Source organism: Aneurinibacillus sp. Ricciae_BoGa-3 (assembly GCF_028421645.1).
GTDB lineage: Bacteria > Bacillota > Bacilli > Aneurinibacillales > Aneurinibacillaceae > Aneurinibacillus_B.
Genome location: NZ_CP116887.1, coordinates 3,599,096 through 3,619,379 on the forward strand (window position 1 = coordinate 3,599,096; position 20,284 = coordinate 3,619,379).

Below are 20,284 nucleotides of genomic sequence, written 5' to 3' on the forward strand. Positions count from 1 at the left end.
CGGCGAACGTCTACTCAAAATATAAATAATGAAACCAGTTTTAGAGCATCTTAACAATATAGAATTCCTCTACAGCTTCTTGCCTAGGTACGGGATTTCATAGCAAATAGCAAAAAGGCTTCAACTCTCCCGAAGCCTTTTTTTCTACTCATTAAAATCGCCTCCCTTAATCAAATTAGTAACGCAACGTAATAACAAAGTACGTAAGGTTATATAGAAATGTGTTATGGACATTTGCCTATTATCCTAGACGTCCGATAATAACAAAAACTAAAGCAGCCCACCTGAACACTAGATGGGCTGCTTTGCTGTGTCTGATACTCTTTTTCCTATCTTTTTTTGTTATCGTTAGATTGGTAATTTGAATCAGTGACAATAGTCCATTAGCGTTCATATTTTGTCGAGGAGAGGATATTTGGTTGATTCACCCGTTTACGCAGTTGTTTTTCTGATTCTCTTCGTCTGTCCGTTTTGCCGTTTTGTCGTTATACTGCCGGCAGAACTTATTAATTTAATAAACGGAGGTTGTAAAAATGGATGATTTCAAAAAAGAACTCCAAGGGTTAAATGTTGCCGGGTTACAGGCGGACGATATGATTCCTGTCAGCACTCAAGGCCAGTACTATGATGGGGCTCGACAATGTGGTCATTGTTTTCACCGTTGTTTTAATTGCTTCCATTGTCATCATTGTTTCCGTTGTTTTCACCATTGTTTTCACCATTGTTTTCATCATTGCGGTCATTGTGCCCGTTGTTTCTAGGCAAACTGTAAATTAAAGAAAGCCCACGGGGTTTAGGTGTTTCTTATCTCCTAGTTAGCGTTCACACGCACACGCAATAATAACTAAGAGGATGAACAGAACGAGAATAATCGAAAATTCCCCTCTTTCACAACCAAACATAGTATGACCTCCTCCAAAGAGATGTAATTTATCCTATGGAGATACAACGGTATGAGATTGGACGAATACCTGTCTTTGTAAAATTGGGGAGAAACCTACACCTACAAATGCACGCACGAATTACCAAAAAAACCTCTAAAAAGAGGCATTTTTGGGTGGAGGCAATGAGTTTTTTCGGGCATCGTTCTCTTTATCCTGCTTGTAGGATAATAACAAGCTATGTAGATGAGCGTAAACGAGTGTTAGACACTGCCCCCCATTCTTACATAAATTTAGTTTAAGGTCCGATAACCTTCAGAATGTAAACAAGGCAGAACTCCAATTGTTTAGGAGATCTGCCTTGTTTTTTCGTTTGATCGTTTTTCATGTTCTCCCCAAGTTCAGTAAGTAAAATAGATAATTTGTTCAAGTCTGATATGATAAGGTGCCGCATTGGATTTAACTAAAATGGAATCTGAAAATATCGCTTCCAGCGTTCCTTTGATAACCCCGATTGGTGTAGCAACGAATATAACATTCCCTATTTGTGTTGTTAAATGATCCATAAATGGAGTTTTTGGGGTTTGTTCTCGTGCGTAACCCACCTGATTAGATACAGGGGAAGCATAAAAAAACATTGGATAATACATTTGCCACCTTCTTCGTTTTTAAAATCATACTAAAGAATATATGCAGTATTTAGATACCTGCCTTAGGGCAAATGCCTATTATCTTTTTTATCAAAGCCACGTACAATAATGTTTAGCATCCATTAGATAATCGTCCATACGGGTTCGTTTTTCATTCGCATTTCTTATAGTTAGAAGAGGAATCTTCAGATGAAAACTGCGAATCAAAATATGCACCCCAATAATCTGGAATATATGGACCTATACGATGTGAATCCATGCAATACTGTTCTACTTTTCGCTTTATAAAATTGTTCTTCATAATAGTTGATAGGTTGAACCGGCTCAAAGTACTCGTACTAACCCATCTAATTTAGCTTTATCCGGATTTCATTCGTAATGTTTTTATTTTAGTATCAAAAACGATTGTTTTTGATACTAAAGGAAATGTATTGTAAATCTTCACTTTTTGCCTTTATTTTCGTTTCAATTTCCGTCTCAAAAACTTATATTCTAAAATGTACATTTTAGATACAATTAAGAGAAGAGGAAACGAAAGGATGGCACTTTTATGAAAATTGGATACGCCAGGGTTTCTACAGCTGACCAATCACTTGACCTTCAGTTGGACGCCTTACATAAGGTTGAATGTGATCGTATTTATACAGAAAAAGTAAGTGGGGCCAAAGATGTCGGCAGGAGCTAACGAAAGCATTGGATACATTGCGTGCTGGTGATACCTTCGTTGTCTACAAATTGGACAGGCTTGCCCGTTCCACTAAAAAACTGATCGAAGTCGCCGAGCAGTTAAAAGAAATGAAAGTGGAGTTTGTAAGCATTCGAGATAATATTGATACCAGCACCTCAACTGGACGACTTATGTTTGGTATGCTTGCCGTTCTGGCCGAGTTTGAACGCGATATTATCCGAGAACGGACAATGGCAGGACTTGAAGCAGCCAGGGCAAGAGGGAGGAAAGGTGGCCGGCCATCTTCCGATAAGAAAAAAATCAAGCAAGCTCTTACCTTATATGACAGTCAAGAGCATACCATCAGTGAAATCACGGATTTAACGGGTGTAAGCAAAGCAACTTTATATCGCGAGCTAAAGAAACGGAAGGAAACGAGTGAAGAGAACCAGGAAAGGTAGGAAAACGAAGTAATTGGGAGGAAAACGGAGATCGAATTCCCGGAAAAAGGTACTTACCTTACCTGACTATTTTCCGGGTTTTTGTTTGTTATCTGTTTACCATAATGCAGCACAGTTCAGGCACTTCCTGCCGTTATCAAAGTATTGAAAGCCGCTCACCTAGAATTTGTAACGGTGCCAGAAATACTAAACACTCCTTCCATGTGATACAGAAGGGGTCTTAGTGAGTTTGTATGCTTAAAAAAAAGGGGTGTTCTAAACGCCGTAAACTGTTCTCTTGAAATCAAAACCGAACTTCATTCTTCTCATACAAATAAGTAATCATACAGCGAATATTAAAGTTTCTAATATATGTACCTGAATCAATTTCATAACTCAAATCCTTTGAACCGTAAGGTTCAATGGGCATGAAAAAAAGGAGTACCTCCCCAAATCTCGAATAGAGTAGTTGCTCAGACAACTCAATGAGAAAGGTGGTCTCCTCATGTACTCTATTCGTCAAGGTCATTTGTTTTCCCTGCAAGATTTGTTAGATTTAGAACCCACCGAACGTTACACAGCGATTTTTGAAGGCATTAATATTATGCCACTGCTTAAAATCACGTCAAAGAACACATGTGAAGGTGCCCCTCAGTCGCTTAACTATCCAGCAATGGTTTATTCTATGCTGGCTCGTATTTTAGAAGGGATCCCAACCATAAAACTTCTTGTTCGCCGTTTAAAACAAGATGTTCTTTTCCTTCTGGATTGCGGTTTTTCCCTTTCCGATCGGGTGCCATCTGAATCTTCTTTCTCACGTTTGATTCGAAAAATTAAAACCTCAAACGTGTTGGCCGAGATGAACCATCAACTTCTTTCCCAAACGATGGAAGAAGGTTTTATTGATGGTAGCCATATTGCCATTGATGCTACGCATATAGAGGCCCGAGATCAAGCTCCACAAAAGGATGAAGTGGAAAAGAAACCCGATGTCAAAGAACCGAAAAAACGAGGCCGCAAAAAGAAAGAAGACTATGAAGCCTGGAAAAAAGAGCAGGAAGAAATCCAAAACAACCTGCCTATTTTTGAGCAGAAAATCGAAAAACAATTGGATTACACCTTCGATGAGCTTCAAAAACAAATGCCAAACGCTCCCAGGTGGGGAATTAAGAAGAACTCCGAAAATAAAAACGTTTTTTGGTATGGCTACAAACTTCACTTAGCTGTAGAAACGAAAAGTCAGTACATTTTAGGGCATTTGCTTTCTTCAGGAAACATGAACGATGCCAAAGCTGCGATTCCACTATTAAAAGGGATAGCTGAGCGTTTTCCTATTCTGAACATCACGAAAGTGATGGCAGACGCTGGTTATGATTACAACCCGATTTATGAGCAGGTTTATCGCATGAAAGCGGACGGTATCATTGCCTATAATAAGCGGAACGAAGCGCCACCTATCGGTGTCGATAAGTATTTTGCACCGACCTGTGTCCGCGAGTATTCCTACCGTTATGACAGCTATGATAAAAAATACGAAACACTAAAGTATACAAGACCGAAGGAATGTAAGGACTGCCCGCTCGCTCACGACACGCTATGTCAAAAGAGCATGAAAATCAAAAAAACAGCAGATTTGCGCCGGTATCCAGCTCCCGCTCGTGGAAGTAAGTCATGGAAAGAGCTTTATAAGGAACGTACTTCTGTAGAACGAGTGAACGCGTACTTGAAGGAATATTTTCAGCTGAACAATATCCGATATCGTTCTGGGGAATTAGCGAAAGTCCATGTTGATTTACTGTGCCTATTGTTTAATGCTTCTAAATTAGCTGTTGATCGTATCAACACCCAATTGAGCGTCAAAGCCGCTTAACAGAACGCGACCTCCGGTCGTTTTTTAAATGAATACAAAAATTCTGTAGGTATTGAGATTTTTAAAAAGCAATTATGAAATTGATTCACCTGTATATTTTTTAAAGGTAACGTAAGTCGTCGCATCATTTCTCCATACATTTCCGCTTCCATTTCGTTTCTTTGCTCGATCATGTCATCTAAGTACGCATAAAGAGGAATTCGATTTAGAAAGAAAGCTTATTATACTTCATCATGTCCAACTTTCCCACTTGTTCCTAAACGTTCCAATATATCATTGATAATCGTTTCCGACGCATTTCGTTTTTGAAGCGACTGTACGGCTCCTCGCATTTGTGACAATCGTGATTCATCAGCCAGAAGTTGTGTAATCTGTGCAGCTAATTCATAAACACGATGGACTGTAAGGCTTTTTTTATCCCAACAGCACGTTTAACCTCAACTCTCCACACTTGGACAATACCTTCTGCATCTCGCTGTACAATATCCTCTGGTAAAGGAAAATGACGAAGTGTAGATTGTGCTGCTTTTCCCTCCCAATCTTTAAAGACTGTTAAAAACTCAGGGAAATAGCGATCTAGCCAGTTGTGAATTCGCCCTTTAACTTGCAATAAGTCTTTAGATAGCTGTTCTCGTATGTTCATTCCGACACGAAGTTCGGCATAGATTCCTTGCGGAATCTGGGGTTCAGAGTAACGACCATCTTTCATAAGTTGTGCAATGACACGGGCATCTTTCACATCATTTTTGGTTGGTGAGTTATCATCAAGTTCTTTACTACGCTTAACGTGCAGCGGATTAACCAGAACAACGGGAACGCCTTCGTGACGTAAAAACTGAGCTAGAGGCATCAGTAGTGCCCCGTCGGTTCCATTCCAAATACAACGTGAGTTTTACAATGGGCTTCCATAAGCGAACGTGTCCATTTCCACAAATGAGTAAATCCAGACCGTGAGTTGTCAAACGTACAAGGTTTCCCAATTTCGATGCCTCGATAATCCTGCGCCCTCGCAACATGTTTGTGCTTGGCGATGTCAACCCCTACCACTAATGTAAACTCATTCATTTGCTCGATACGCTGATTTTGCTTATAATTCATGTTGAGTACCTCCTCTGTTATTTAAGGGTCGCCTGCAGGCTGACACCTCGTATGTTAACAGGAGGTACTTTTTTTATCGAACCTCAAATTTTCCCTTAACAGGAATGCTCCATATTTGTTTTTGTAGTTTGCCCCAATTTACCTAACACTTATCTAAGCTAATTCCCATAATGTAGACTGTACTAATTCGTTAGAGAAAATAGGAGGATGAACATGGACGAAAGATATATGTATCATATAGCAAAATCTAAGTATCACTATGAAAAGTACGTGTATCACATGGGAAAATGCTGGCATTATGCGCCAACAGCTGTATCCCCGGCGTACGCCCCCCCAGTAAATGTACCGATGGCACCTTATGCACCAACAGCTGTATCACCAGCGTATGCACCGCCGTCTGGACTAAAGTGTAAAGGTGATAGTAGCAGTTCATAATCTAATAAAAATCCGATCTGAGTCACTCTTAGATCGGATTTTTACATAAGTGCGATTATCGGACATAAACGCAAAAAAAGACGCCCAATTAAACTAATGGTTTTGTAATCTATCTGACACAACCTCGTTGTTTTTTTGTTTACATTTATGTAGGAGTGGTGCCGAGGACCGGAATCGAACCGGTACGGTAGTCACCTACCGCAGGATTTTATTAAGTCCTGTGCGTCTGCCAGTTCCGCCACCCTGGCAATTTAGGATGGAGGAGGCAATCGGATTTGAACCGGTGAATAAAGGTTTTGCAGACCTTTGCCTTACCACTTGGCTATGCCTCCGTCTTATGTATGGTGGGCCTAGGCTGACTCGAACAGCCGACCTCACGCTTATCAGGCGTGCGCTCTAACCGACTGAGCTATAGGCCCATATGGGGTGATCGATGGGAATCGAACCCACGAATGTCGGAGCCACAATCCGATGCGTTAACCACTTCGCCACGACCGCCATTATAGAAAAGATGGCGGAGGGAGCAGGATTCGAACCCGCGTGGGCTTGCACCCTAACGGTTTTCAAGACCGCCCCGTTATGACCACTTCGGTATCCCTCCGCAAAATCTATATAAACTCCTGGTTTCCCAGAAGAGATTTGAGCTTCCCTACCTAACAAACACATTCCAATCTGGTAGCGGCGGAGGGGATCGAACCCCCGACCTTACGGGTATGAACCGTACGCTCTAGCCAGCTGAGCTACACCGCCAACATATATGATAATGGTCGGGAAGACAGGATTTGAACCTGCGACCCCCTGGTCCCAAACCAGGTGCTCTACCAAGCTGAGCCACTTCCCGAATGTTGTAAAAGATAATGAAGACATAAAAATGGCGTGCCCGGAGAGACTCGAACTCCCAACCTTCTGATTCGTAGTCAGACACTCTATCCAATTGAGCTACGGGCACGCATGATATGGAGCGGGTGATGGGAATCGAACCCACGTATTCAGCTTGGAAGGCTGATGTTCTACCATTGAACTACACCCGCAAATCAAGATATATAATGGAGCGGACAACGAGACTCGAACTCGCGACCCCGACCTTGGCAAGGTCGTGCTCTACCAACTGAGCTATGTCCGCATATGGTGCGGGAGGGACTTGAACCTGCGACCTTCGGGTTATGAGCCCGACGAGCTGCAACTGCTCCACCCCGCGACAATGGCTCCGCAGGCCGGACTCGAACCAGCGACCGATCGGTTAACAGCCGATTGCTCTACCACTGAGCTACTGCGGATCAATATGGTGGAGGATGACGGGATCGAACCGCCGACCCTCTGCTTGTAAGGCAGATGCTCTCCCAGCTGAGCTAATCCTCCATCAATGGTGACCCGTAGGGGATTCGAACCCCTGAATGAATGCGTGAAAGCCATGTGAGTTAAGCCGCTTCTCCAACGGGCCATGACATAAAAAAAGCCCCGAAGGATGCTTTTCCGGAACCATTTATTTACACGTTGAAAACTGAATGGGAAGTTACAATGCGCTTGGGTATCCATTTTAAAAATATTTGGGTTAAGCCCTCGACCGATTAGTATTCGTCAGCTCCGTACGTTGCCGCACTTCTACCCCGAACCTATCTACCTCATCATCTATAAGGAGTCTTACCAGCTTGTGCTGTGGGAAATCTCATCTTGAGGGGGGCTTAACGCTTAGATGCTTTCAGCGCTTATCCCTGCCGCACATAGCTACCCAGCGATGCTCCTGGCGGAACAACTGGTGCACCAGCGGTGCGTTCATCCCGGTCCTCTCGTACTAAGGACAGCTCCTCTCAAATTTCCTGCGCCCACGACAGATAGGGACCGAACTGTTCAAAAACATTCGATCGAAGTCAACCAATCGGTATGAAGCACTTCAGATTAAGGATATGATTTAGCTTGGATATGGTTTAACGGAACATAAATCAACATCAACATGAATAATAGTTTGGTCTAAGTCAAGATTTTATACTGTTATGTTAACGCTGAATTCCTAACCAAGGTAGCACTCGGAGTAGACAACTTTCAATCAGCGTTTGCTTAATGTAAGGTTACTTTCTTTGTTGACGCAGTCCATATACATAAACCTTGGCCGTTACTTTCAGGTTGTAATATGTGACTGTCAACATTGTTGCTCCACGCTTTAAGCCAGTGATATTACCCATACTATCTACAGAAGCAATTGTGGGATCAGAAATTGAAAAGTTACTGTGCATTGTTACGTCTCTTTTGTGACCATCCTCTAGGCAGGTGACCTGTGTGTCCAATCTCTCACCGGTAACAAGACTATATTCTTCCGAATCCAGCCGCAAATCTGACTTATATATTTCTTTCTTTGTTGATACGTTATTGCTCGCTTTGGGACTGATAAAATATTTAACAGGTGTTGAGGTCATCATTTGACTTGCTTTAGAATCAGCATTATCCCCATCTTGGTAAGCTGAAATCCCTAATAATTGAGATAAGGTTACTGGTTCATACCCCTCTTCTCTGAGCCTTTTGATAATTCTGGGAAGGGCCTCAACCGTTCCAGATAGATTTGCTCCATAATCGGGAGAGCCCGAATGCATGATAATGATTGCACCAGGTTTAATTTGATCAAATACTTTGGTCTCTATCAGATCTGGCGGAATTTGTTTCCAGTCCTGTGTATCATCATTCCATCCAATGGTAGACATCTTTTGATCGGCTAACCACTTTATTCTTCTTCGGTTATGCTTGTGTACGGCGGGCGAAATAACAACGGGGCTTTACCTGTGATATCGTTTATTACTTTACTGGTATGTAAGATTTCATTTTGAAACTTGTCAGGTGAAAGATTTGGCAAATAAGCATGATCATAACTATGATTGGCTATTTCATTTCCTTCACTGATGATTCTTTTCACGAGTTCTGGATGGGCTTCAGCATGGTTACCGATCAGAAAAAAGGTGGCTTTTGCGTGATTTTGCTTAAGCACGTCCAAAATTTTGGGTGTAAATTGGGGATCAGGGGCATCGTCGAAGGTGATGGCTACCTCACGTTTGTCGGATGGTCCGATCTGTTTTACATAATCGGGGTACTTTTGTGCCATCTCCGACATGGACGCTGGCAAAGAGTTTTGAGTGGGGGCAGAAAATCCTGTAAGGCAAAGGAAACTTATGGCGATCGCAGATAAAGACATCCACTTATTCATTACAATTCACATCCTATTTGTTTGTCCTCAACAACATTTTTAATGACTTTTAATTTGGTGATTTTATCCTAAACGTTATATAAGTATGATTGCCAACCTCGCATTGGTCGCTTTTTGGGCATTGATCCCTCCTCTTCAACTACATTGGTTTAAAAAATGATCCAACTAATTTATATGTAAGTATTACTAATGCAAAATAACAATACGATCCTAATATGTAATTGTTGTTTAAACCATTTTAAGATTTATTTATCCTTTTACAACCGAATAAAAAATCTCCAGTTGTAAACTCCTTTTTGTTTAGTAAAAAATATCTGTTTATCTACTTATCAATTATTAATGTTAAACTACTACACTATGAGTTACAATGAATCTCATTTTCAATGGGGGGTACTACCATGCCAAGGAGCATTAAAAGAATTAAGGTGACAATGGCTTTAATAATCATGTGGATGTTTACTGCATGCAGTGCCACCACAGTGCATAAACAAGACACATCAATTAAAGTCGAGGCTGCACCAAAAATAGAATCCACTAGCTTGAGGTATCCACCGTTTCCAACAAAACCGTATGAGAGAACCAACATAGACAAGTCGTTGCCAGGTGTTCCCGTGTTAATGTATCATCATTTACTGGAATCAAAAGAAAACAAAAAATTTCGTGGTAATGCAGCTGTCATTACCCCTGAACAATTTGGTGTCGAGATGAAAGTATTACATGACAACAGCTATAGAGTGATATCACTTAATACACTTGAACAGTACGTTCAGGGAAAAGTAAAACTGCCCTCAAGATCGGTTGTAATAACCTTTGATGATGGCTATTTATCTAATTTTAAATATGCCGCACCCATTCTAAGACAATATCACTATAAAGCCACGATATTTCTTATGACTGGACCTATGCAGCAAAAAACAGAGACATTTAATCCTGATAAATTAAACCATGTGAGTTGGTCGGAGCTTGCGAATTACAGTGATGTTTTTGATTATCAAGCCCATGCCCATAACTTTCATCGCTTGATTGGAAAAACAAGTTGGTTTATCGCCAAACCACTACCGGCTGTTGAGAATGATATCCATAAGGTTAAAGAATTAACACATGCGATTTATTTTGCTTATCCGTTCGGTCAGTATAATCCAGATACCATCTCACTCTTGAAAAAAGAAGGCTTTCGCATGGCATTTACAACCCGAAAAGGAAGAGTATATCCTGGTAGCCCCATCTTCGAATTGCCTCGTAATGGTGTGTTTCCCTACACAACCCTTAATCAATTTAAAAAGATTATTGGTTTAAACAGCCACAAATCAAGTGTCAAACATGGTGCTCATAGCCCGGTATTGTAAATTTATAGAACAATAGAAAATAAAAACAACCGGCCACTCAGGCTGGTTGTTTGCTCTTGTCATTGTTGCGTTAGCAAAAGCACATGGATTAGCGAAGTCAGTCCTTATCGTTGTTGGTTTGTTTGAAATGTCTTCTAACAAAATAAGCTGCGGTGGGAAAAATGATAAACACAATATCGAATATTCGTGCTGCGTTTAAATGAAAACCAAGCGTATGCACAGTAAACACCTCTTTTAATTAGATGTTTACCATTATTTCAGCATTTTTATCACGGTATTCAGGAAAAAAGTTCATGAGGATGTGACTTTCATGGAAAATTCGTTCATAAAAAATTCAATTTTATAAGTTGACCCTGTTTAACGATCTTTAATAATTGTATAGGATAATAACATCATATTTACTATCACAAAAGAAAGAGGTTTTACGATGAAAGGAAAAATCATTCCATTCTTAGTATCCGTTTTGATCGTATTCAACCCAATGACAGCATTTGCAGCACACTTTGGCGGAGGACATGCTTCAAATTTTTCACATTCCGGCATATCACTTTCAAAAAGTTCGCACTCAGGCAGCTTCTCCAATTCAAACAACCAGACCTATCATTCAGGGTATAAAAATGCATCCTCAAATGTAACCCAAGCCCGTACTTTTAATCCGTCAGTACCTAAGAAATCCAGCGGATTGTTATCCCATGCAGCTGCATTTGGTGCCGGAGCGTTACTGGGCAGCATGTTCCATCCTTTTGGAGGGGCGGGACATGGCATTTCTGGCTTAATCATGGACATCATAATCATTGCCGTAATTGTTTTCATTGTACGGAAACTTTTCTCAAGACGTGCTTACTAACCAAAGGAGAAGCTTAAAAATGAATTTACATTTTAATGAACAGGATGTTATTGATTCTTGCTGTGTATTTGTCGCTCGGCGATATAACGGCAATCCCGAGCAAGTGGATGTGGATCTTCAGCATAACCCAAGCTTCGGGTTTTCCGCAGATGCAAGAAAGGGATTTCAGAACATCCATTTAAGCCAGCAAGATATTATTGACGGCATAGCCATGTATCTTGCCGAATACCATAATTTTATCCCCGATCGACTACGGGTGGATTTGCAGTTCAATCCCCAAACAGGCATTGAGGCAAATGTTATGGTGGTATACGATTAATTTATGGAAACCCACAATGGGTTTCTTTTTACATGCACACATGTAAATGGCATTTATAGTCAATATCCTTGCCACAAGTGTTTTGCATGCTTACTATAAATTGATGATGACTACTAGGAGTTTGCGTGATACCTTCTTCGATTTCTATTACGGTTGGCGAGCTAACATTATTTGTGATAGTAATTTTGTTTGGAGGAGTTATGATTCGCTGTCGGTTGTTTTTACGAGGTAAACACTAAAAGATGGATTTATATATAAAAATTTGGAACATGCTTAAGATATGGTAGCAATCTTGTGGAGGAAAACCCTGAAATGAAAAGTGAAAGACATAAAATTACAATTGATAACATATATCAGAATCTCTCATGGCTGCATGTCGGCATCTTCTTCATCATCTTTATTACGCTATGTCTTGGCATGGTCGGATTTATCATTAAGTGGTTATCAATATTTAGTAATCCATCTTTGTTATTTAATAATTTTCATCATATAGCTGAAGACATTTTTTCGTTAATTCTTGTGTTTGAGATTATGGAATTATTGAGATTAAGAAATCCCATTCGACTGACAGATATACTCCTAACAGTATTGGCAAGAAAAATGCTTCTGTCACCGCCGGATAGCAACCTAATCCTTCTGGAAACTTTTTCATTCTGTCTCATTTTTTTAAGCAGAATCGCATGGAAACGATATATAAATAAAACCTAAACTCAGCTTTATACAATCTGCTATACAGCAACTACCAGAGATGATGGATTTTCATATACTATAACCTTTCCTTAATAGCATTTGAAAATGACAATAACTAGGAGTGTTCATGATGCCTTCTTTGACTTCTATTACGGTTGGCGGGATAACATTATTTGCGATTTTAATTTTGTTTGGAGGAGTTATGATTGGTTGTCGATTGTACTTACGAGATAAATTAGACTACGCAGAAAGAAAGGATCAGTGAACGAGTAAATAACACCTTTCCTTTAACAACACTTATTAGCATCGAGATCATGAGGATCTGTTAGCTATGAGCATTCTCTTGATCTCGGCAATCTCTTGCCTTAGATCTTTGATTTCCGACAGCTTCGACTCAATACGGGCCAAATCGTCTTGCATATCATCAATTTCTCTTTCCGCTTTATATTTAATGGCAAAATCAATCGATGCTTCCTTTTTGTCACGTTCAGCCTGTCTATTCTGGCTCATCATAATAACCGGGGCTTGAAAACCCGCAAGTAAGGACAAAATTAAGTTTAACAGAATAAAGGGTGCTTCATCAAAATGATGTGTAGAAGGTAAGGTGTTCCATATAATCCAAGCTACTAAAAACAACCCAAAAGTAATAATGAATCGCCAGCTGCCCCCGAAACATGCCGTTCGATCCGCCAAGCGGTCTCCAAATGAAGTTTTATGTTGATACTCATTATCAAGATGGGTTATCACGGTATGTTCATAGTCAGTCACAATCCGATTAATACGCTTAATCATGTTTTCATCGAGTCCATTTCCTTCTTTCTCAACTTGTTTCATTTCACACTACCTCCGAATCATTATTATTTTTCATCATAATGGGATGCTTTCATTTACATGCCATCAATTGTTTTGTTTAAACTGAGTAATAATTTTCTCTTCTTCCACATTTTGGCGAATCTCCTTAATTTCCCGATACATTTTTGTAATCGTGTCAAGTTCTTCCATAATCGCTTTATGATCCTGTTTAGCTCTGTCCTCCGCTTTTTTTCCAAGAATGGCTGTTCCTACTGCCAGCAGAGGAAGTGTGACAAGCTGAATGACATTTGACCAATACATAAGCTTATCCATAGACTGAGGGAAAACCAAAGGAAGCAGCGAGTATAAAAGAAAAATATAAAAAGCCCACATCGTACCTAACGCTAACGTTGCATATTTCGCAAGAAAGTCGTTAAACCGTTTAATCAATTTTCCTCACTTCCTTTACCAGGTGTATCTGTTATTTACCCACCTACGTTTCAGGTTCAACCTGGGAATCCAAGGCATTTTCATTAGAATTTGATTAAAGCAAGCTTCTCATATTGATAATAAGTATCATTTACAATTAAATATTAATAATATTTCTAATTGAAATTGATTATCTTTATATATCTCTATATTTCTTCAATTTACTACGTTTTTCTTTTTGAAAATGAGGTATTATGAAATAGCACAGGAGAAAAAAGAGTGACCATATTCATCTAAGAAAGGAGTGGATTTGGTGGTTAAAAAACAAAAACATCACGTAGAAAGACACTTTACAGCATCTGAATTGATTCGTGACATTGTCATCGGTATGTCATTTGGTCTTACTGTCCCATTCGCTCTCGCCGCTGGTCTATCAGGTTCGGTGGATTCAACAACTTTAATCCTGACCGCAGGTGGAGCTGAGATCGCAGCAAGTTGTATTGCTATGGGACTTTGACGCTTTTGGGGACCGAACTAAAATTAAACAGGTGCTACTCAATCTGTTAAGTAATGCGGTAAAGTTTAGCATGGATAACACGAAAATATATATTAAGGCGGAGCAAACGGAAAGGGACATTATTCTTTCGGTTAAAGATGAAGGCATCGGAATACCCGAAGATATGAAAGAAAAGATATTTAACCGTTTCTATCAAGTTGACGGGACTCTAGAGCGAAAATTCGGAGGTACAGGCTTAGGATTACCCCTTACAAAACAGTTAGTCCTCCTTCACGGCGGTACAATCTCGGTTAACAGTGTGCTCGGAGAAGGAAGTGAGTTTATTGTTTCTCTCCCTAATGATCGTTCAAATACAACTACAATAGGAGTGCATAATTTATTACCAGGAACCGCAGCAACTGGATCCCTCGTATTTTAAAGGAGGGGTCCCACCAACAAAACGCGAAAAACATACGCTAAGCAAATTTCGACATGAAAAAAGCCGATTTTTCCTATGCTAAGGAATCATCGGCTTTATTTTATTGAATAAGGGGCCGGAGTGAATTTAAATTTGCTACTTTATTTATATCAAAGGTGTACTCTCCAAGAAAATTAATGTGTTCCCATCCCAATGGCGGGCATGGCGTCATTCACCTGGCCTACATAAACGACTTCGCCGACGCCGCCGAGTATGCCAACACGGGCGTAGTTGATCTGCGCGCTGTCGAGACAATCGGGGCAGCGCTCGAGGGCTCCGATAAACCATTCGTGGTCACTTCCGGAACCTTGGTGCTCACGCCATGACACCGCGGCACGGAAGAGGACGCACCCGATCCGAATTCGCCCGCATTTGCCCGGGTAGCGTCGGAGAACGCGGCGCTCGCGCTAGCAAAGAGCAGGGTTCGATCATCGATTGTCCGTCTCGCTCCGTCCGTGCATCGCCTCGATGCGGCTCGATTGTTCCGGCTGGCTATGGAATCAGCCCCGGCGGGGTCACGGCTGCATGGGGTCGGTGATGAGGGTGTGCCATTGCGTGACATCGCCCACGTCATCGGTCGCCACTTGAATCTGCCGGTAGTCAGCATGTCCCAAGAAGAAGCAGATGCCCACTTCGGCTTCCTCTCCGGATTACTGTCGGTTGACAACCTGACGTCGAATGCATTGACCCAGGAACGCCTAGGATGGAGGCCTACACATCCCACGTTGATAGCGGACCTCGAAAAAGGACACTACTTCAACAATTGAACACCAAACGCTCTATCGGTGTAGAGGTGGAAATAGGCCCGCATGGACGAATCGTGCGGGCCTGAAAAATTTGAGTTGATCAAATAACAATAACATATGACTCTTGAGCTGTATCCCCCGACTTATACCGACAACAATTGATTCATGGGAATTGGATAATACATTAGGTGTTATCAGCTCCCATTCGGCAAATGGTGATTTTCCATTCTAGTCGTTTGGAAGCTAATGGCATAATTACTCTTCTCCGGGGTCACATGCTGTATCGTTTATATCCGGATTTAATAAAACCTCATTGTAATGGTCAATTTTGTAGTCAATAATTCTTTGCGTCTCCAGTAATCGGTCAATTTCGTTCTGAATTCTTTTCTTGTGTTCTATTAGAATGAAGACTCTTTGAGGGATTGAGGCTGAGCCCTGTTCGGAAAGATTACGGTAACTCTTCATTTCCTTCAACGTCATTCCGGATGCTTTGAGTCTCGTCAAAAAAACCATGCCCTCTAATTGATTTTTGCTATAAATCCTATGTCCATTTGCTTTACGTTCGGCATACGGTAGCAATCCGATTTTTTCGTAATAACGGATGGTGTCTTCCGATAAACCAGAGAATTCAGCCGCCTGCTTAATTGAGGTTACGATATCCGGACTGTCCTTCACCTTGGCACCTCCTTGTGTTGTATTACCACGGTACGACTCCGTTTTCATCAAAGAAGCCACCAGTCGGACCATCGTTTGCAAGCGTGGCAAGTTTCACCACAATAGATGCACCCTGTTCGACGGAACGATACCCACTATGCCCATTCAAATCGGTAGAAGTAAAGCCTGGATCGGCTGAATTTATCTTTATCGAAGTGGTACTTAATTCCTTTGAAAACAACACTGTTAAGGCATTAACCGCCGTTTTTGAACTCATGTAGGCAAGCAAATTTAGTCCATAAAATTCGGATTCCGGGTCACTATTCAGAGTCAAGGAAGCTAACCCACTTGACAGGTTAACAATTCTGCCAGCAGGCGATTTTTTAATCAATGGGAGCATTGCCTTCGTGACAGAAAACATACCGAAAACATTTGTTTCGTAAGTCCTTTTCAAATTGATTAATTCCAGTTGACTAGGAGAAACACCTCCATCCAAACTTATGCCAGCATTATTAATTAGAACGTCAAGTGATCCATACTGCTCATCAATTTGCTTTACTGCGGATTGAATTGAATCCAGGTTTGTAACGTCAAGAGTTATTGCTTTAGCATCTATCTTCTCAGTCATCAGCTTAGCTGTGGCTTCCTGTCCTCTTGATGCATCTCTTGAACCGATTAAAATAGTGAATCCCAGTTTACCCAATTGTCTGGCGGTTTCAAAACCAATACCTTTATTTCCACCAGTGATCAAAACTGTCTTGGAACTACCCATCATTATACCTCCATGTAATGTTTACTTGACAACGATCATGATACAACTTGGAGTACACTCCAAGTCAAGCCTTAACAATCTAAGATATTCGTTATTGAACAAACGGGGGCGTTAGTGAAACAAGACATAGTAATTAAGATCTTCAACAAACGGGCGCGTTTGTTCAGCAATGGGTTGCGACGGCAGCACTATCTCATCTTCCACTAAATTCAGTTTAGAGTACAAAAAAAGAAACGGATGGGTTTTCCGTTTCTTTTTTTCAACTAAGTTCAGTTTACCTTTCATAAAAAAGCTTAACCCTTTTGAACAAAACAGCAAATAATGGTATATTTTGGTATAATTATCATGTGTAATTACTAGGTGGAGGTTTGGTACATGAAAAAGCCTGTTGTAATTATAGTTTTATTAGCAGCTTCTCTAAGTCTTATTGATTGTTCAACTCAAAGTAAAGCATCTAGTGATACAGCAAGCATGAAAACAGCATTTACAATTGGTTCCATGCCTGATTATATCGCAACCTCTGTTGACAAACTGTATCAAGAGGCATCAGTTGTTATAGTTGGGAAATTTGAAAAAGATAATAAGTCTTTTGTAGACCATGATACGATTGAAACTGAGTCACACATGAAAGTAACCAAACTGCTAAAGGGATCTCTGACCGATTCAGAAATGAAGAATGGGATAGATATAGTGTATTATGGTGGCGAAGTGACTCTGGATACTTATCTGAAGAACAAAACACCAGTACCTGAGAAAGTTGATAGCAAAGGTATTGTGCACAAACCAAAACAATATTCTAAACAAGAGCGTGAAACTGAAAAGGTTGTTTATAAAGTAGAACAACAAGCTAATAAAGATAAAGATAAAAACTCTGAAATCATGGTTTTCTTATCTCGTAACCCTGCTCCAAATAATTATTTTGTGCTTGCAGATGCATTTGGATATAGAAAAATCAACAATAAGGGCGAGGTATTCAATCCTATTACAAATTCTTATGAAAAGGTGGATTTTTATTCAAAGAACTAACAAGAATACAAAAAACGTTAAAAATATAAATGACACACAGATTTTGGATTGGAATGCTCGAAACCTTAGGTTAGAGAATAGGCTCCCGAAAAGATGCAAACGTGCAATCTTTTTGATGTGAATTTTAATCCGTAAACAGGACTAAAAAATCAAAAGCCGTTGATTCCTTAGCGTAGGAAAAATCGGCTTTTTTCATGTCGAAATTTGCTTAGCGTATGTTTTCCGCGTTTTGTTGGTGGGACCCCAAGGAGAAGACCAATGTTTCCACAGATATTAATGATCGATGACAATGAGGATAACACCGCACTATTTAATGAAATATTTCTGAGGCATATGCCCAATTATGAGCTTATTGTGTGTACTTCTGGAGAGGAATGCTTACACCACATCGGTACAATAACACCAAATCTTATTTTAATGGATCTGCAAATGCCTGATATAAGTGGTTACCGATTATTTACTTAGATTCTGAACATGAACCATCTAACTCATGTTCCCATCGTCGTATTATCCGCTTACGCAATGAAAGACGAAATTGAGGCAGCACTGGAATTCGGGTTTGACGGATACATTACCAAACCGGTAAGATAAAGAATTTATAAATTTGGTTAAAAAATACCTCCCTTTTCAAACAATAAATTAGGGGCATAGCGAATCTTTGCTCTTCCCTACATCAAACAAACTTTTTCATACATCCACCCTCCCCTCGTAATTAATGTCTTTAATTGCTGTTTTTCTAATCATGTTTCTTATGTATGATGAAGATAAAAGATATCATTGGAGAGGTAGTAAAATATGTTCAAATGTTTGTTGCTTTATTTGATGATCATAAATTTGGTTGGCTTTTGTGTGATGTATGCAGATAAACAAAAAGCAAAACGTGGCGAGTACCGAATAAGGGAGAAAACACTTTGGAAAGTAGCTCTGATCGGAGGAGCACTAGGATCGACTTTAGGTATGACTACGTTACATCATAAGAATAGGCATACAAATTTCCGATACGGTTTTCCAACCCTAGCGATCTTAGAAAGCTTATGTGTGGTTTACATATCTATCAGGTTTTCTTAATGTAAATAGTGAACACTACCAATAGAAACAGGGGCAAGTCTGAAAATGACCTACCCATCTTAAGCATGGTTATATGTGTATCTAAACAGTAAAAGAAATATAATCAGCGCGGCTATTAAGATGCTCGCACCTATTGTGGCATACACAATGCCCAGAATGAAAAAAACAACCGCAGCATATAGAAATAACCTGCAAATGGCATCAACGAGTTTATCGATCGTTTCTTGTTGCCCTCTCTTTTCGTCCACCGAAACTACTCCCTTTTGAAATATCAGGCAAGGGGATCTAAAGAGTGATCCCCATTACTTTTTACTGTTAGTCGAATATATAATAGTGCCTAAACACACTATTGTTTAGTCAGCTGATCGTTGTTTTTTACCGTAACGGAGGGTCATTGGCTTTTTAGCTTTCACCGGTGGAAGCTGCCGATATTTTGCCAATTCGTTGTCAGAAATAGTATAACTAATGACTTCACCCGGTCTGTTATCCTGCTTATCTTCCTGTGGAACTGTTCAGAGAAAATAAAGTTATAGACTGAAAAATAAAGAATTAGACTGAGAAAAAAAGTTGTAGACTAGGAAAATAAAGTTTTAGACCTGCGAAGATCATTAAGCTAACTGCAGTTATGCGCGATGAATTTCTCGATTCAATCGTGAGTTGCTTGCATTATATTTAAGTTTGGTTTTGCTCGAATGGCTTGAATATCTTTTAGGGGCGGCAGCCCGAAAAGTCGTTTGTATTCACGATTAAATTGCGTCAAGCTTTCATAGCCGACCTGAAAAGCAGCTCTGGTCACATCAACTCCGCCGCTTAAAAGGATTCTTCGTGCTTCCTGAAGCCTAATTTGCTTTTGATATTGTATGGGACTCAGTGTGGTTACTGCTTTGAATTTATGATGTAAAGTGGAAACGCTCATGTTACCGACACGGGCAATCTGATCCACCGTAAGCGAACGCTCGAAATTAGCTTTAACATAGTGGATTGCTTTGGATACCTGAAGCTTCATGATGTAAGAGCATATTATTATAGAACATTTCTCCATCTTCTCCAGTTAGAAGGCGATAGATGATCTCTTGTTTCATTGCTGGAGCGAGAAAGGCAGCCGCTTGAACGATGATTCCTTTCGATTTGGTGATTGCACGTTTAATCTTACCATATTCCCATTTAGGCATTTGTGTGATGATAAGATAACACGTTATTGTAATAAATAACCTATAAAACAGCATAGGTTTTTATTAATTTATTACGCTATATTGCGTTAGCGGAACGAAAATGGACTGCTGAAGCAGCCCTCCTATCGAAGTAAAGATCTCCGCTAGTTCTTACTAACATCCCCTGTTTGCAACACAACGCTAAGTTTATTCAATGAACATCAAGGGAAACTTAGGGA

24 protein-coding genes, 13 tRNA genes, 1 pseudogene and 1 other annotated feature are annotated in these 20,284 nt (G+C 40.2%); of the genes and pseudogenes, 13 read left to right on the forward strand and 25 right to left on the reverse strand.

Annotated features, from left to right (window positions below):
• Positions 1 to 593: 593 nt before the first annotated feature.
• A complete protein-coding gene (locus PP175_RS18145; protein WP_442870481.1) occupies positions 594 to 761 on the forward strand; it encodes a hypothetical protein in 168 nt (55 codons plus the stop codon).
• 54 nt (positions 762 to 815) lie between these two features.
• Here PP175_RS18145 and yjcZ read toward each other — a convergent pair whose 3' ends face one another.
• Entirely contained in the window at positions 816 to 902 is an 87-nt protein-coding gene (gene yjcZ, locus PP175_RS18150) for a sporulation protein YjcZ (RefSeq protein ID WP_272443319.1), read from the reverse strand.
• Between the two features lie 380 nt (positions 903 to 1,282).
• Positions 1,283 to 1,531 (reverse strand): DUF2642 domain-containing protein, encoded by a 249-nt coding sequence (locus PP175_RS18155; protein WP_272439705.1) that lies wholly within the window; start codon positions 1,529 to 1,531, stop codon positions 1,283 to 1,285.
• A gap of 550 nt (positions 1,532 to 2,081) precedes the next feature.
• On the opposite strand from PP175_RS18155, the pseudogene PP175_RS18160 reads away from it, so the two are divergent.
• Positions 2,082 to 2,659: pseudogene (locus PP175_RS18160) on the forward strand (recombinase family protein).
• A gap of 484 nt (positions 2,660 to 3,143) precedes the next feature.
• Positions 3,144 to 4,508, forward strand: coding sequence for a transposase (locus tag PP175_RS18165; RefSeq protein ID WP_272439706.1), 1,365 nt, complete (start codon positions 3,144 to 3,146; stop codon positions 4,506 to 4,508).
• A gap of 379 nt (positions 4,509 to 4,887) precedes the next feature.
• On the opposite strand, the gene PP175_RS18170 is transcribed toward PP175_RS18165, so the two are convergent.
• Both PP175_RS18170 and PP175_RS18175 read right to left on the reverse strand, forming a co-directional pair.
• Entirely contained in the window at positions 4,888 to 5,358 is a 471-nt protein-coding gene (locus PP175_RS18170) for an IS110 family transposase (protein ID WP_272439707.1), read from the reverse strand.
• On the reverse strand, positions 5,358 to 5,606 hold the full coding sequence (locus PP175_RS18175) for an IS110 family transposase (RefSeq protein WP_272439708.1): 249 nt from the start codon (positions 5,604 to 5,606) through the stop codon (positions 5,358 to 5,360). The genes PP175_RS18170 and PP175_RS18175 overlap by 1 nt, the downstream gene beginning before the upstream one ends.
• A 213-nt stretch (positions 5,607 to 5,819) precedes the next feature.
• On the opposite strand from PP175_RS18175, the gene PP175_RS18180 reads away from it, so the two are divergent.
• Entirely contained in the window at positions 5,820 to 6,041 is a 222-nt protein-coding gene (locus PP175_RS18180) for a hypothetical protein (RefSeq protein WP_272439709.1), read from the forward strand.
• A gap of 156 nt (positions 6,042 to 6,197) precedes the next feature.
• On the opposite strand, the gene PP175_RS18185 is transcribed toward PP175_RS18180, so the two are convergent.
• From PP175_RS18185 to PP175_RS18255, 15 genes are all read right to left on the reverse strand, one after another.
• Positions 6,198 to 6,289, reverse strand: a tRNA-OTHER gene (locus tag PP175_RS18185).
• 9 nt (positions 6,290 to 6,298) lie between these two features.
• A tRNA-Cys gene (locus PP175_RS18190) sits at positions 6,299 to 6,373 on the reverse strand.
• Positions 6,374 to 6,383: 10 nt separating this feature from the next.
• Positions 6,384 to 6,460, reverse strand: a tRNA-Ile gene (locus PP175_RS18195).
• A 3-nt stretch (positions 6,461 to 6,463) separates the two neighbouring features.
• Positions 6,464 to 6,539 (reverse strand) — tRNA-His (locus PP175_RS18200).
• Positions 6,540 to 6,553: 14 nt separating this feature from the next.
• Positions 6,554 to 6,642: transfer RNA gene (locus PP175_RS18205), tRNA-Ser, on the reverse strand.
• Positions 6,643 to 6,714: 72 nt separating this feature from the next.
• A tRNA-Met gene (locus PP175_RS18210) sits at positions 6,715 to 6,791 on the reverse strand.
• Positions 6,792 to 6,805: 14 nt separating this feature from the next.
• Positions 6,806 to 6,882: transfer RNA gene (locus PP175_RS18215), tRNA-Pro, on the reverse strand.
• A gap of 31 nt (positions 6,883 to 6,913) precedes the next feature.
• A tRNA-Arg gene (locus PP175_RS18220) sits at positions 6,914 to 6,990 on the reverse strand.
• Between the two features lie 8 nt (positions 6,991 to 6,998).
• A tRNA-Gly gene (locus PP175_RS18225) sits at positions 6,999 to 7,072 on the reverse strand.
• Between the two features lie 16 nt (positions 7,073 to 7,088).
• Positions 7,089 to 7,164, reverse strand: a tRNA-Gly gene (locus PP175_RS18230).
• 79 nt (positions 7,165 to 7,243) lie between these two features.
• Positions 7,244 to 7,318 (reverse strand) — tRNA-Asn (locus PP175_RS18235).
• A gap of 6 nt (positions 7,319 to 7,324) precedes the next feature.
• Positions 7,325 to 7,400 (reverse strand) — tRNA-Val (locus PP175_RS18240).
• A gap of 5 nt (positions 7,401 to 7,405) precedes the next feature.
• Positions 7,406 to 7,482 (reverse strand) — tRNA-Glu (locus PP175_RS18245).
• A gap of 119 nt (positions 7,483 to 7,601) precedes the next feature.
• Positions 7,602 to 7,863 (reverse strand) — a sequence feature (23S ribosomal RNA rRNA prediction is too short).
• A 244-nt stretch (positions 7,864 to 8,107) separates the two neighbouring features.
• Positions 8,108 to 8,734 (reverse strand): polysaccharide deacetylase family protein, encoded by a 627-nt coding sequence (locus tag PP175_RS18250; protein ID WP_272439710.1) that lies wholly within the window; start codon positions 8,732 to 8,734, stop codon positions 8,108 to 8,110.
• Positions 8,735 to 8,754: 20 nt separating this feature from the next.
• Complete coding sequence (locus PP175_RS18255) at positions 8,755 to 9,231, reverse strand: polysaccharide deacetylase family protein (protein ID WP_272439711.1); 477 nt, start codon at positions 9,229 to 9,231, stop codon at positions 8,755 to 8,757.
• 398 nt (positions 9,232 to 9,629) lie between these two features.
• Between PP175_RS18255 and PP175_RS18260 the strand changes: the two genes are divergently transcribed.
• The 3 genes from PP175_RS18260 (at position 9,630) to PP175_RS18270 (ending at position 11,743) form a co-directional block, all read left to right on the forward strand.
• Positions 9,630 to 10,577: a polysaccharide deacetylase family protein gene (locus PP175_RS18260; protein WP_272439712.1), complete on the forward strand. Its 948-nt coding sequence runs from the start codon at positions 9,630 to 9,632 to the stop codon at positions 10,575 to 10,577.
• Between the two features lie 427 nt (positions 10,578 to 11,004).
• Positions 11,005 to 11,424 carry a hypothetical protein gene (locus PP175_RS18265; RefSeq protein WP_272439713.1) on the forward strand — a complete coding sequence of 140 codons (420 nt, stop codon included), beginning with the start codon at positions 11,005 to 11,007 and terminating at the stop codon, positions 11,422 to 11,424.
• A gap of 19 nt (positions 11,425 to 11,443) precedes the next feature.
• The gene (locus tag PP175_RS18270) at positions 11,444 to 11,743 is read left to right on the forward strand and encodes a DUF2653 family protein (protein WP_272439714.1); all 300 of its coding nucleotides are present in this window, start codon (positions 11,444 to 11,446) and stop codon (positions 11,741 to 11,743) included.
• Positions 11,744 to 12,745: 1,002 nt separating this feature from the next.
• On the opposite strand, the gene PP175_RS18275 is transcribed toward PP175_RS18270, so the two are convergent.
• Positions 12,746 to 13,267 (reverse strand): DUF1003 domain-containing protein, encoded by a 522-nt coding sequence (locus tag PP175_RS18275; RefSeq protein WP_272439715.1) that lies wholly within the window; start codon positions 13,265 to 13,267, stop codon positions 12,746 to 12,748.
• Positions 13,268 to 13,330: 63 nt separating this feature from the next.
• A complete protein-coding gene (locus PP175_RS18280) occupies positions 13,331 to 13,675 on the reverse strand; it encodes a hypothetical protein (protein ID WP_272439716.1) in 345 nt (114 codons plus the stop codon).
• 292 nt (positions 13,676 to 13,967) lie between these two features.
• Here PP175_RS18280 and PP175_RS18285 point away from each other — a divergent pair, with 292 nt between their 5' ends.
• From PP175_RS18285 to PP175_RS18295, 3 genes are all read left to right on the forward strand, one after another.
• Entirely contained in the window at positions 13,968 to 14,171 is a 204-nt protein-coding gene (locus tag PP175_RS18285) for a VIT1/CCC1 transporter family protein (RefSeq protein WP_272439717.1), read from the forward strand.
• Positions 14,128 to 14,589, forward strand: a complete 462-nt coding sequence (locus PP175_RS18290; RefSeq protein WP_272439718.1) for a sensor histidine kinase — start codon at positions 14,128 to 14,130, stop codon at positions 14,587 to 14,589. The genes PP175_RS18285 and PP175_RS18290 overlap by 44 nt, the downstream gene beginning before the upstream one ends.
• A 590-nt stretch (positions 14,590 to 15,179) precedes the next feature.
• The gene (locus PP175_RS18295) at positions 15,180 to 15,395 is read left to right on the forward strand and encodes a Rossmann-fold NAD(P)-binding domain-containing protein (protein ID WP_272439719.1); all 216 of its coding nucleotides are present in this window, start codon (positions 15,180 to 15,182) and stop codon (positions 15,393 to 15,395) included.
• A gap of 234 nt (positions 15,396 to 15,629) precedes the next feature.
• Here the strand turns inward: PP175_RS18295 and PP175_RS18300 are convergent, their stop codons facing one another.
• Positions 15,630 to 16,049 carry a MerR family transcriptional regulator gene (locus PP175_RS18300; protein ID WP_272439720.1) on the reverse strand — a complete coding sequence of 140 codons (420 nt, stop codon included), beginning with the start codon at positions 16,047 to 16,049 and terminating at the stop codon, positions 15,630 to 15,632.
• Between the two features lie 22 nt (positions 16,050 to 16,071).
• Positions 16,072 to 16,800 carry an SDR family oxidoreductase gene (locus tag PP175_RS18305; protein ID WP_272443320.1) on the reverse strand — a complete coding sequence of 243 codons (729 nt, stop codon included), beginning with the start codon at positions 16,798 to 16,800 and terminating at the stop codon, positions 16,072 to 16,074.
• A gap of 375 nt (positions 16,801 to 17,175) precedes the next feature.
• On the opposite strand from PP175_RS18305, the gene PP175_RS18310 reads away from it, so the two are divergent.
• From PP175_RS18310 to PP175_RS18315, 3 genes are all read left to right on the forward strand, one after another.
• Entirely contained in the window at positions 17,176 to 17,826 is a 651-nt protein-coding gene (locus PP175_RS18310) for a hypothetical protein (protein WP_272439721.1), read from the forward strand.
• 276 nt (positions 17,827 to 18,102) lie between these two features.
• A complete protein-coding gene (locus PP175_RS30100; protein WP_442870482.1) occupies positions 18,103 to 18,291 on the forward strand; it encodes a response regulator in 189 nt (62 codons plus the stop codon).
• A 357-nt stretch (positions 18,292 to 18,648) separates the two neighbouring features.
• On the forward strand, positions 18,649 to 18,894 hold the full coding sequence (locus PP175_RS18315; RefSeq protein ID WP_442870483.1) for a DUF1294 domain-containing protein: 246 nt from the start codon (positions 18,649 to 18,651) through the stop codon (positions 18,892 to 18,894).
• Positions 18,895 to 18,953: 59 nt separating this feature from the next.
• Here the strand turns inward: PP175_RS18315 and PP175_RS18320 are convergent, their stop codons facing one another.
• Both PP175_RS18320 and PP175_RS18325 read right to left on the reverse strand, forming a co-directional pair.
• Entirely contained in the window at positions 18,954 to 19,142 is a 189-nt protein-coding gene (locus PP175_RS18320) for a hypothetical protein (protein ID WP_272439722.1), read from the reverse strand.
• A gap of 398 nt (positions 19,143 to 19,540) precedes the next feature.
• The gene (locus PP175_RS18325) at positions 19,541 to 19,900 is read right to left on the reverse strand and encodes a helix-turn-helix domain-containing protein (protein ID WP_272439723.1); all 360 of its coding nucleotides are present in this window, start codon (positions 19,898 to 19,900) and stop codon (positions 19,541 to 19,543) included.
• Positions 19,901 to 20,284 lie beyond the last annotated feature (384 nt).

Bases quoted from the DNA above. Each gene is read 5' to 3' on its own strand.
- PP175_RS18145 (WP_442870481.1), top strand. From the start codon at position 594: ATGATTCCTGTCAGCACTCAAGGCCAGTACTATGATGGGGCTCGACAA.
- yjcZ (WP_272443319.1), bottom strand. From the start codon at position 902: ATGTTTGGTTGTGAAAGAGGGGAATTTTCGATTATTCTCGTTCTGTTC.
- PP175_RS18155 (WP_272439705.1), bottom strand. From the start codon at position 1,531: ATGTATTATCCAATGTTTTTTTATGCTTCCCCTGTATCTAATCAGGTG.
- PP175_RS18165 (WP_272439706.1), top strand. From the start codon at position 3,144: ATGTACTCTATTCGTCAAGGTCATTTGTTTTCCCTGCAAGATTTGTTA.
- PP175_RS18170 (WP_272439707.1), bottom strand. From the start codon at position 5,358: ATGCCTCTAGCTCAGTTTTTACGTCACGAAGGCGTTCCCGTTGTTCTG.
- PP175_RS18175 (WP_272439708.1), bottom strand. From the start codon at position 5,606: ATGAATTATAAGCAAAATCAGCGTATCGAGCAAATGAATGAGTTTACA.
- PP175_RS18180 (WP_272439709.1), top strand. From the start codon at position 5,820: ATGGACGAAAGATATATGTATCATATAGCAAAATCTAAGTATCACTAT.
- PP175_RS18250 (WP_272439710.1), bottom strand. From the start codon at position 8,734: ATGTCTACCATTGGATGGAATGATGATACACAGGACTGGAAACAAATT.
- PP175_RS18255 (WP_272439711.1), bottom strand. From the start codon at position 9,231: ATGAATAAGTGGATGTCTTTATCTGCGATCGCCATAAGTTTCCTTTGC.
- PP175_RS18260 (WP_272439712.1), top strand. From the start codon at position 9,630: ATGCCAAGGAGCATTAAAAGAATTAAGGTGACAATGGCTTTAATAATC.
- PP175_RS18265 (WP_272439713.1), top strand. From the start codon at position 11,005: ATGAAAGGAAAAATCATTCCATTCTTAGTATCCGTTTTGATCGTATTC.
- PP175_RS18270 (WP_272439714.1), top strand. From the start codon at position 11,444: ATGAATTTACATTTTAATGAACAGGATGTTATTGATTCTTGCTGTGTA.
- PP175_RS18275 (WP_272439715.1), bottom strand. From the start codon at position 13,267: ATGAAACAAGTTGAGAAAGAAGGAAATGGACTCGATGAAAACATGATT.
- PP175_RS18305 (WP_272443320.1), bottom strand. From the start codon at position 16,800: ATGGGTAGTTCCAAGACAGTTTTGATCACTGGTGGAAATAAAGGTATT.
- PP175_RS18310 (WP_272439721.1), top strand. From the start codon at position 17,176: ATGAAAAAGCCTGTTGTAATTATAGTTTTATTAGCAGCTTCTCTAAGT.
- PP175_RS30100 (WP_442870482.1), top strand. From the start codon at position 18,103: ATGATCGATGACAATGAGGATAACACCGCACTATTTAATGAAATATTT.
- PP175_RS18315 (WP_442870483.1), top strand. From the start codon at position 18,649: ATGATCATAAATTTGGTTGGCTTTTGTGTGATGTATGCAGATAAACAA.
- PP175_RS18325 (WP_272439723.1), bottom strand. From the start codon at position 19,900: ATGAAGCTTCAGGTATCCAAAGCAATCCACTATGTTAAAGCTAATTTC.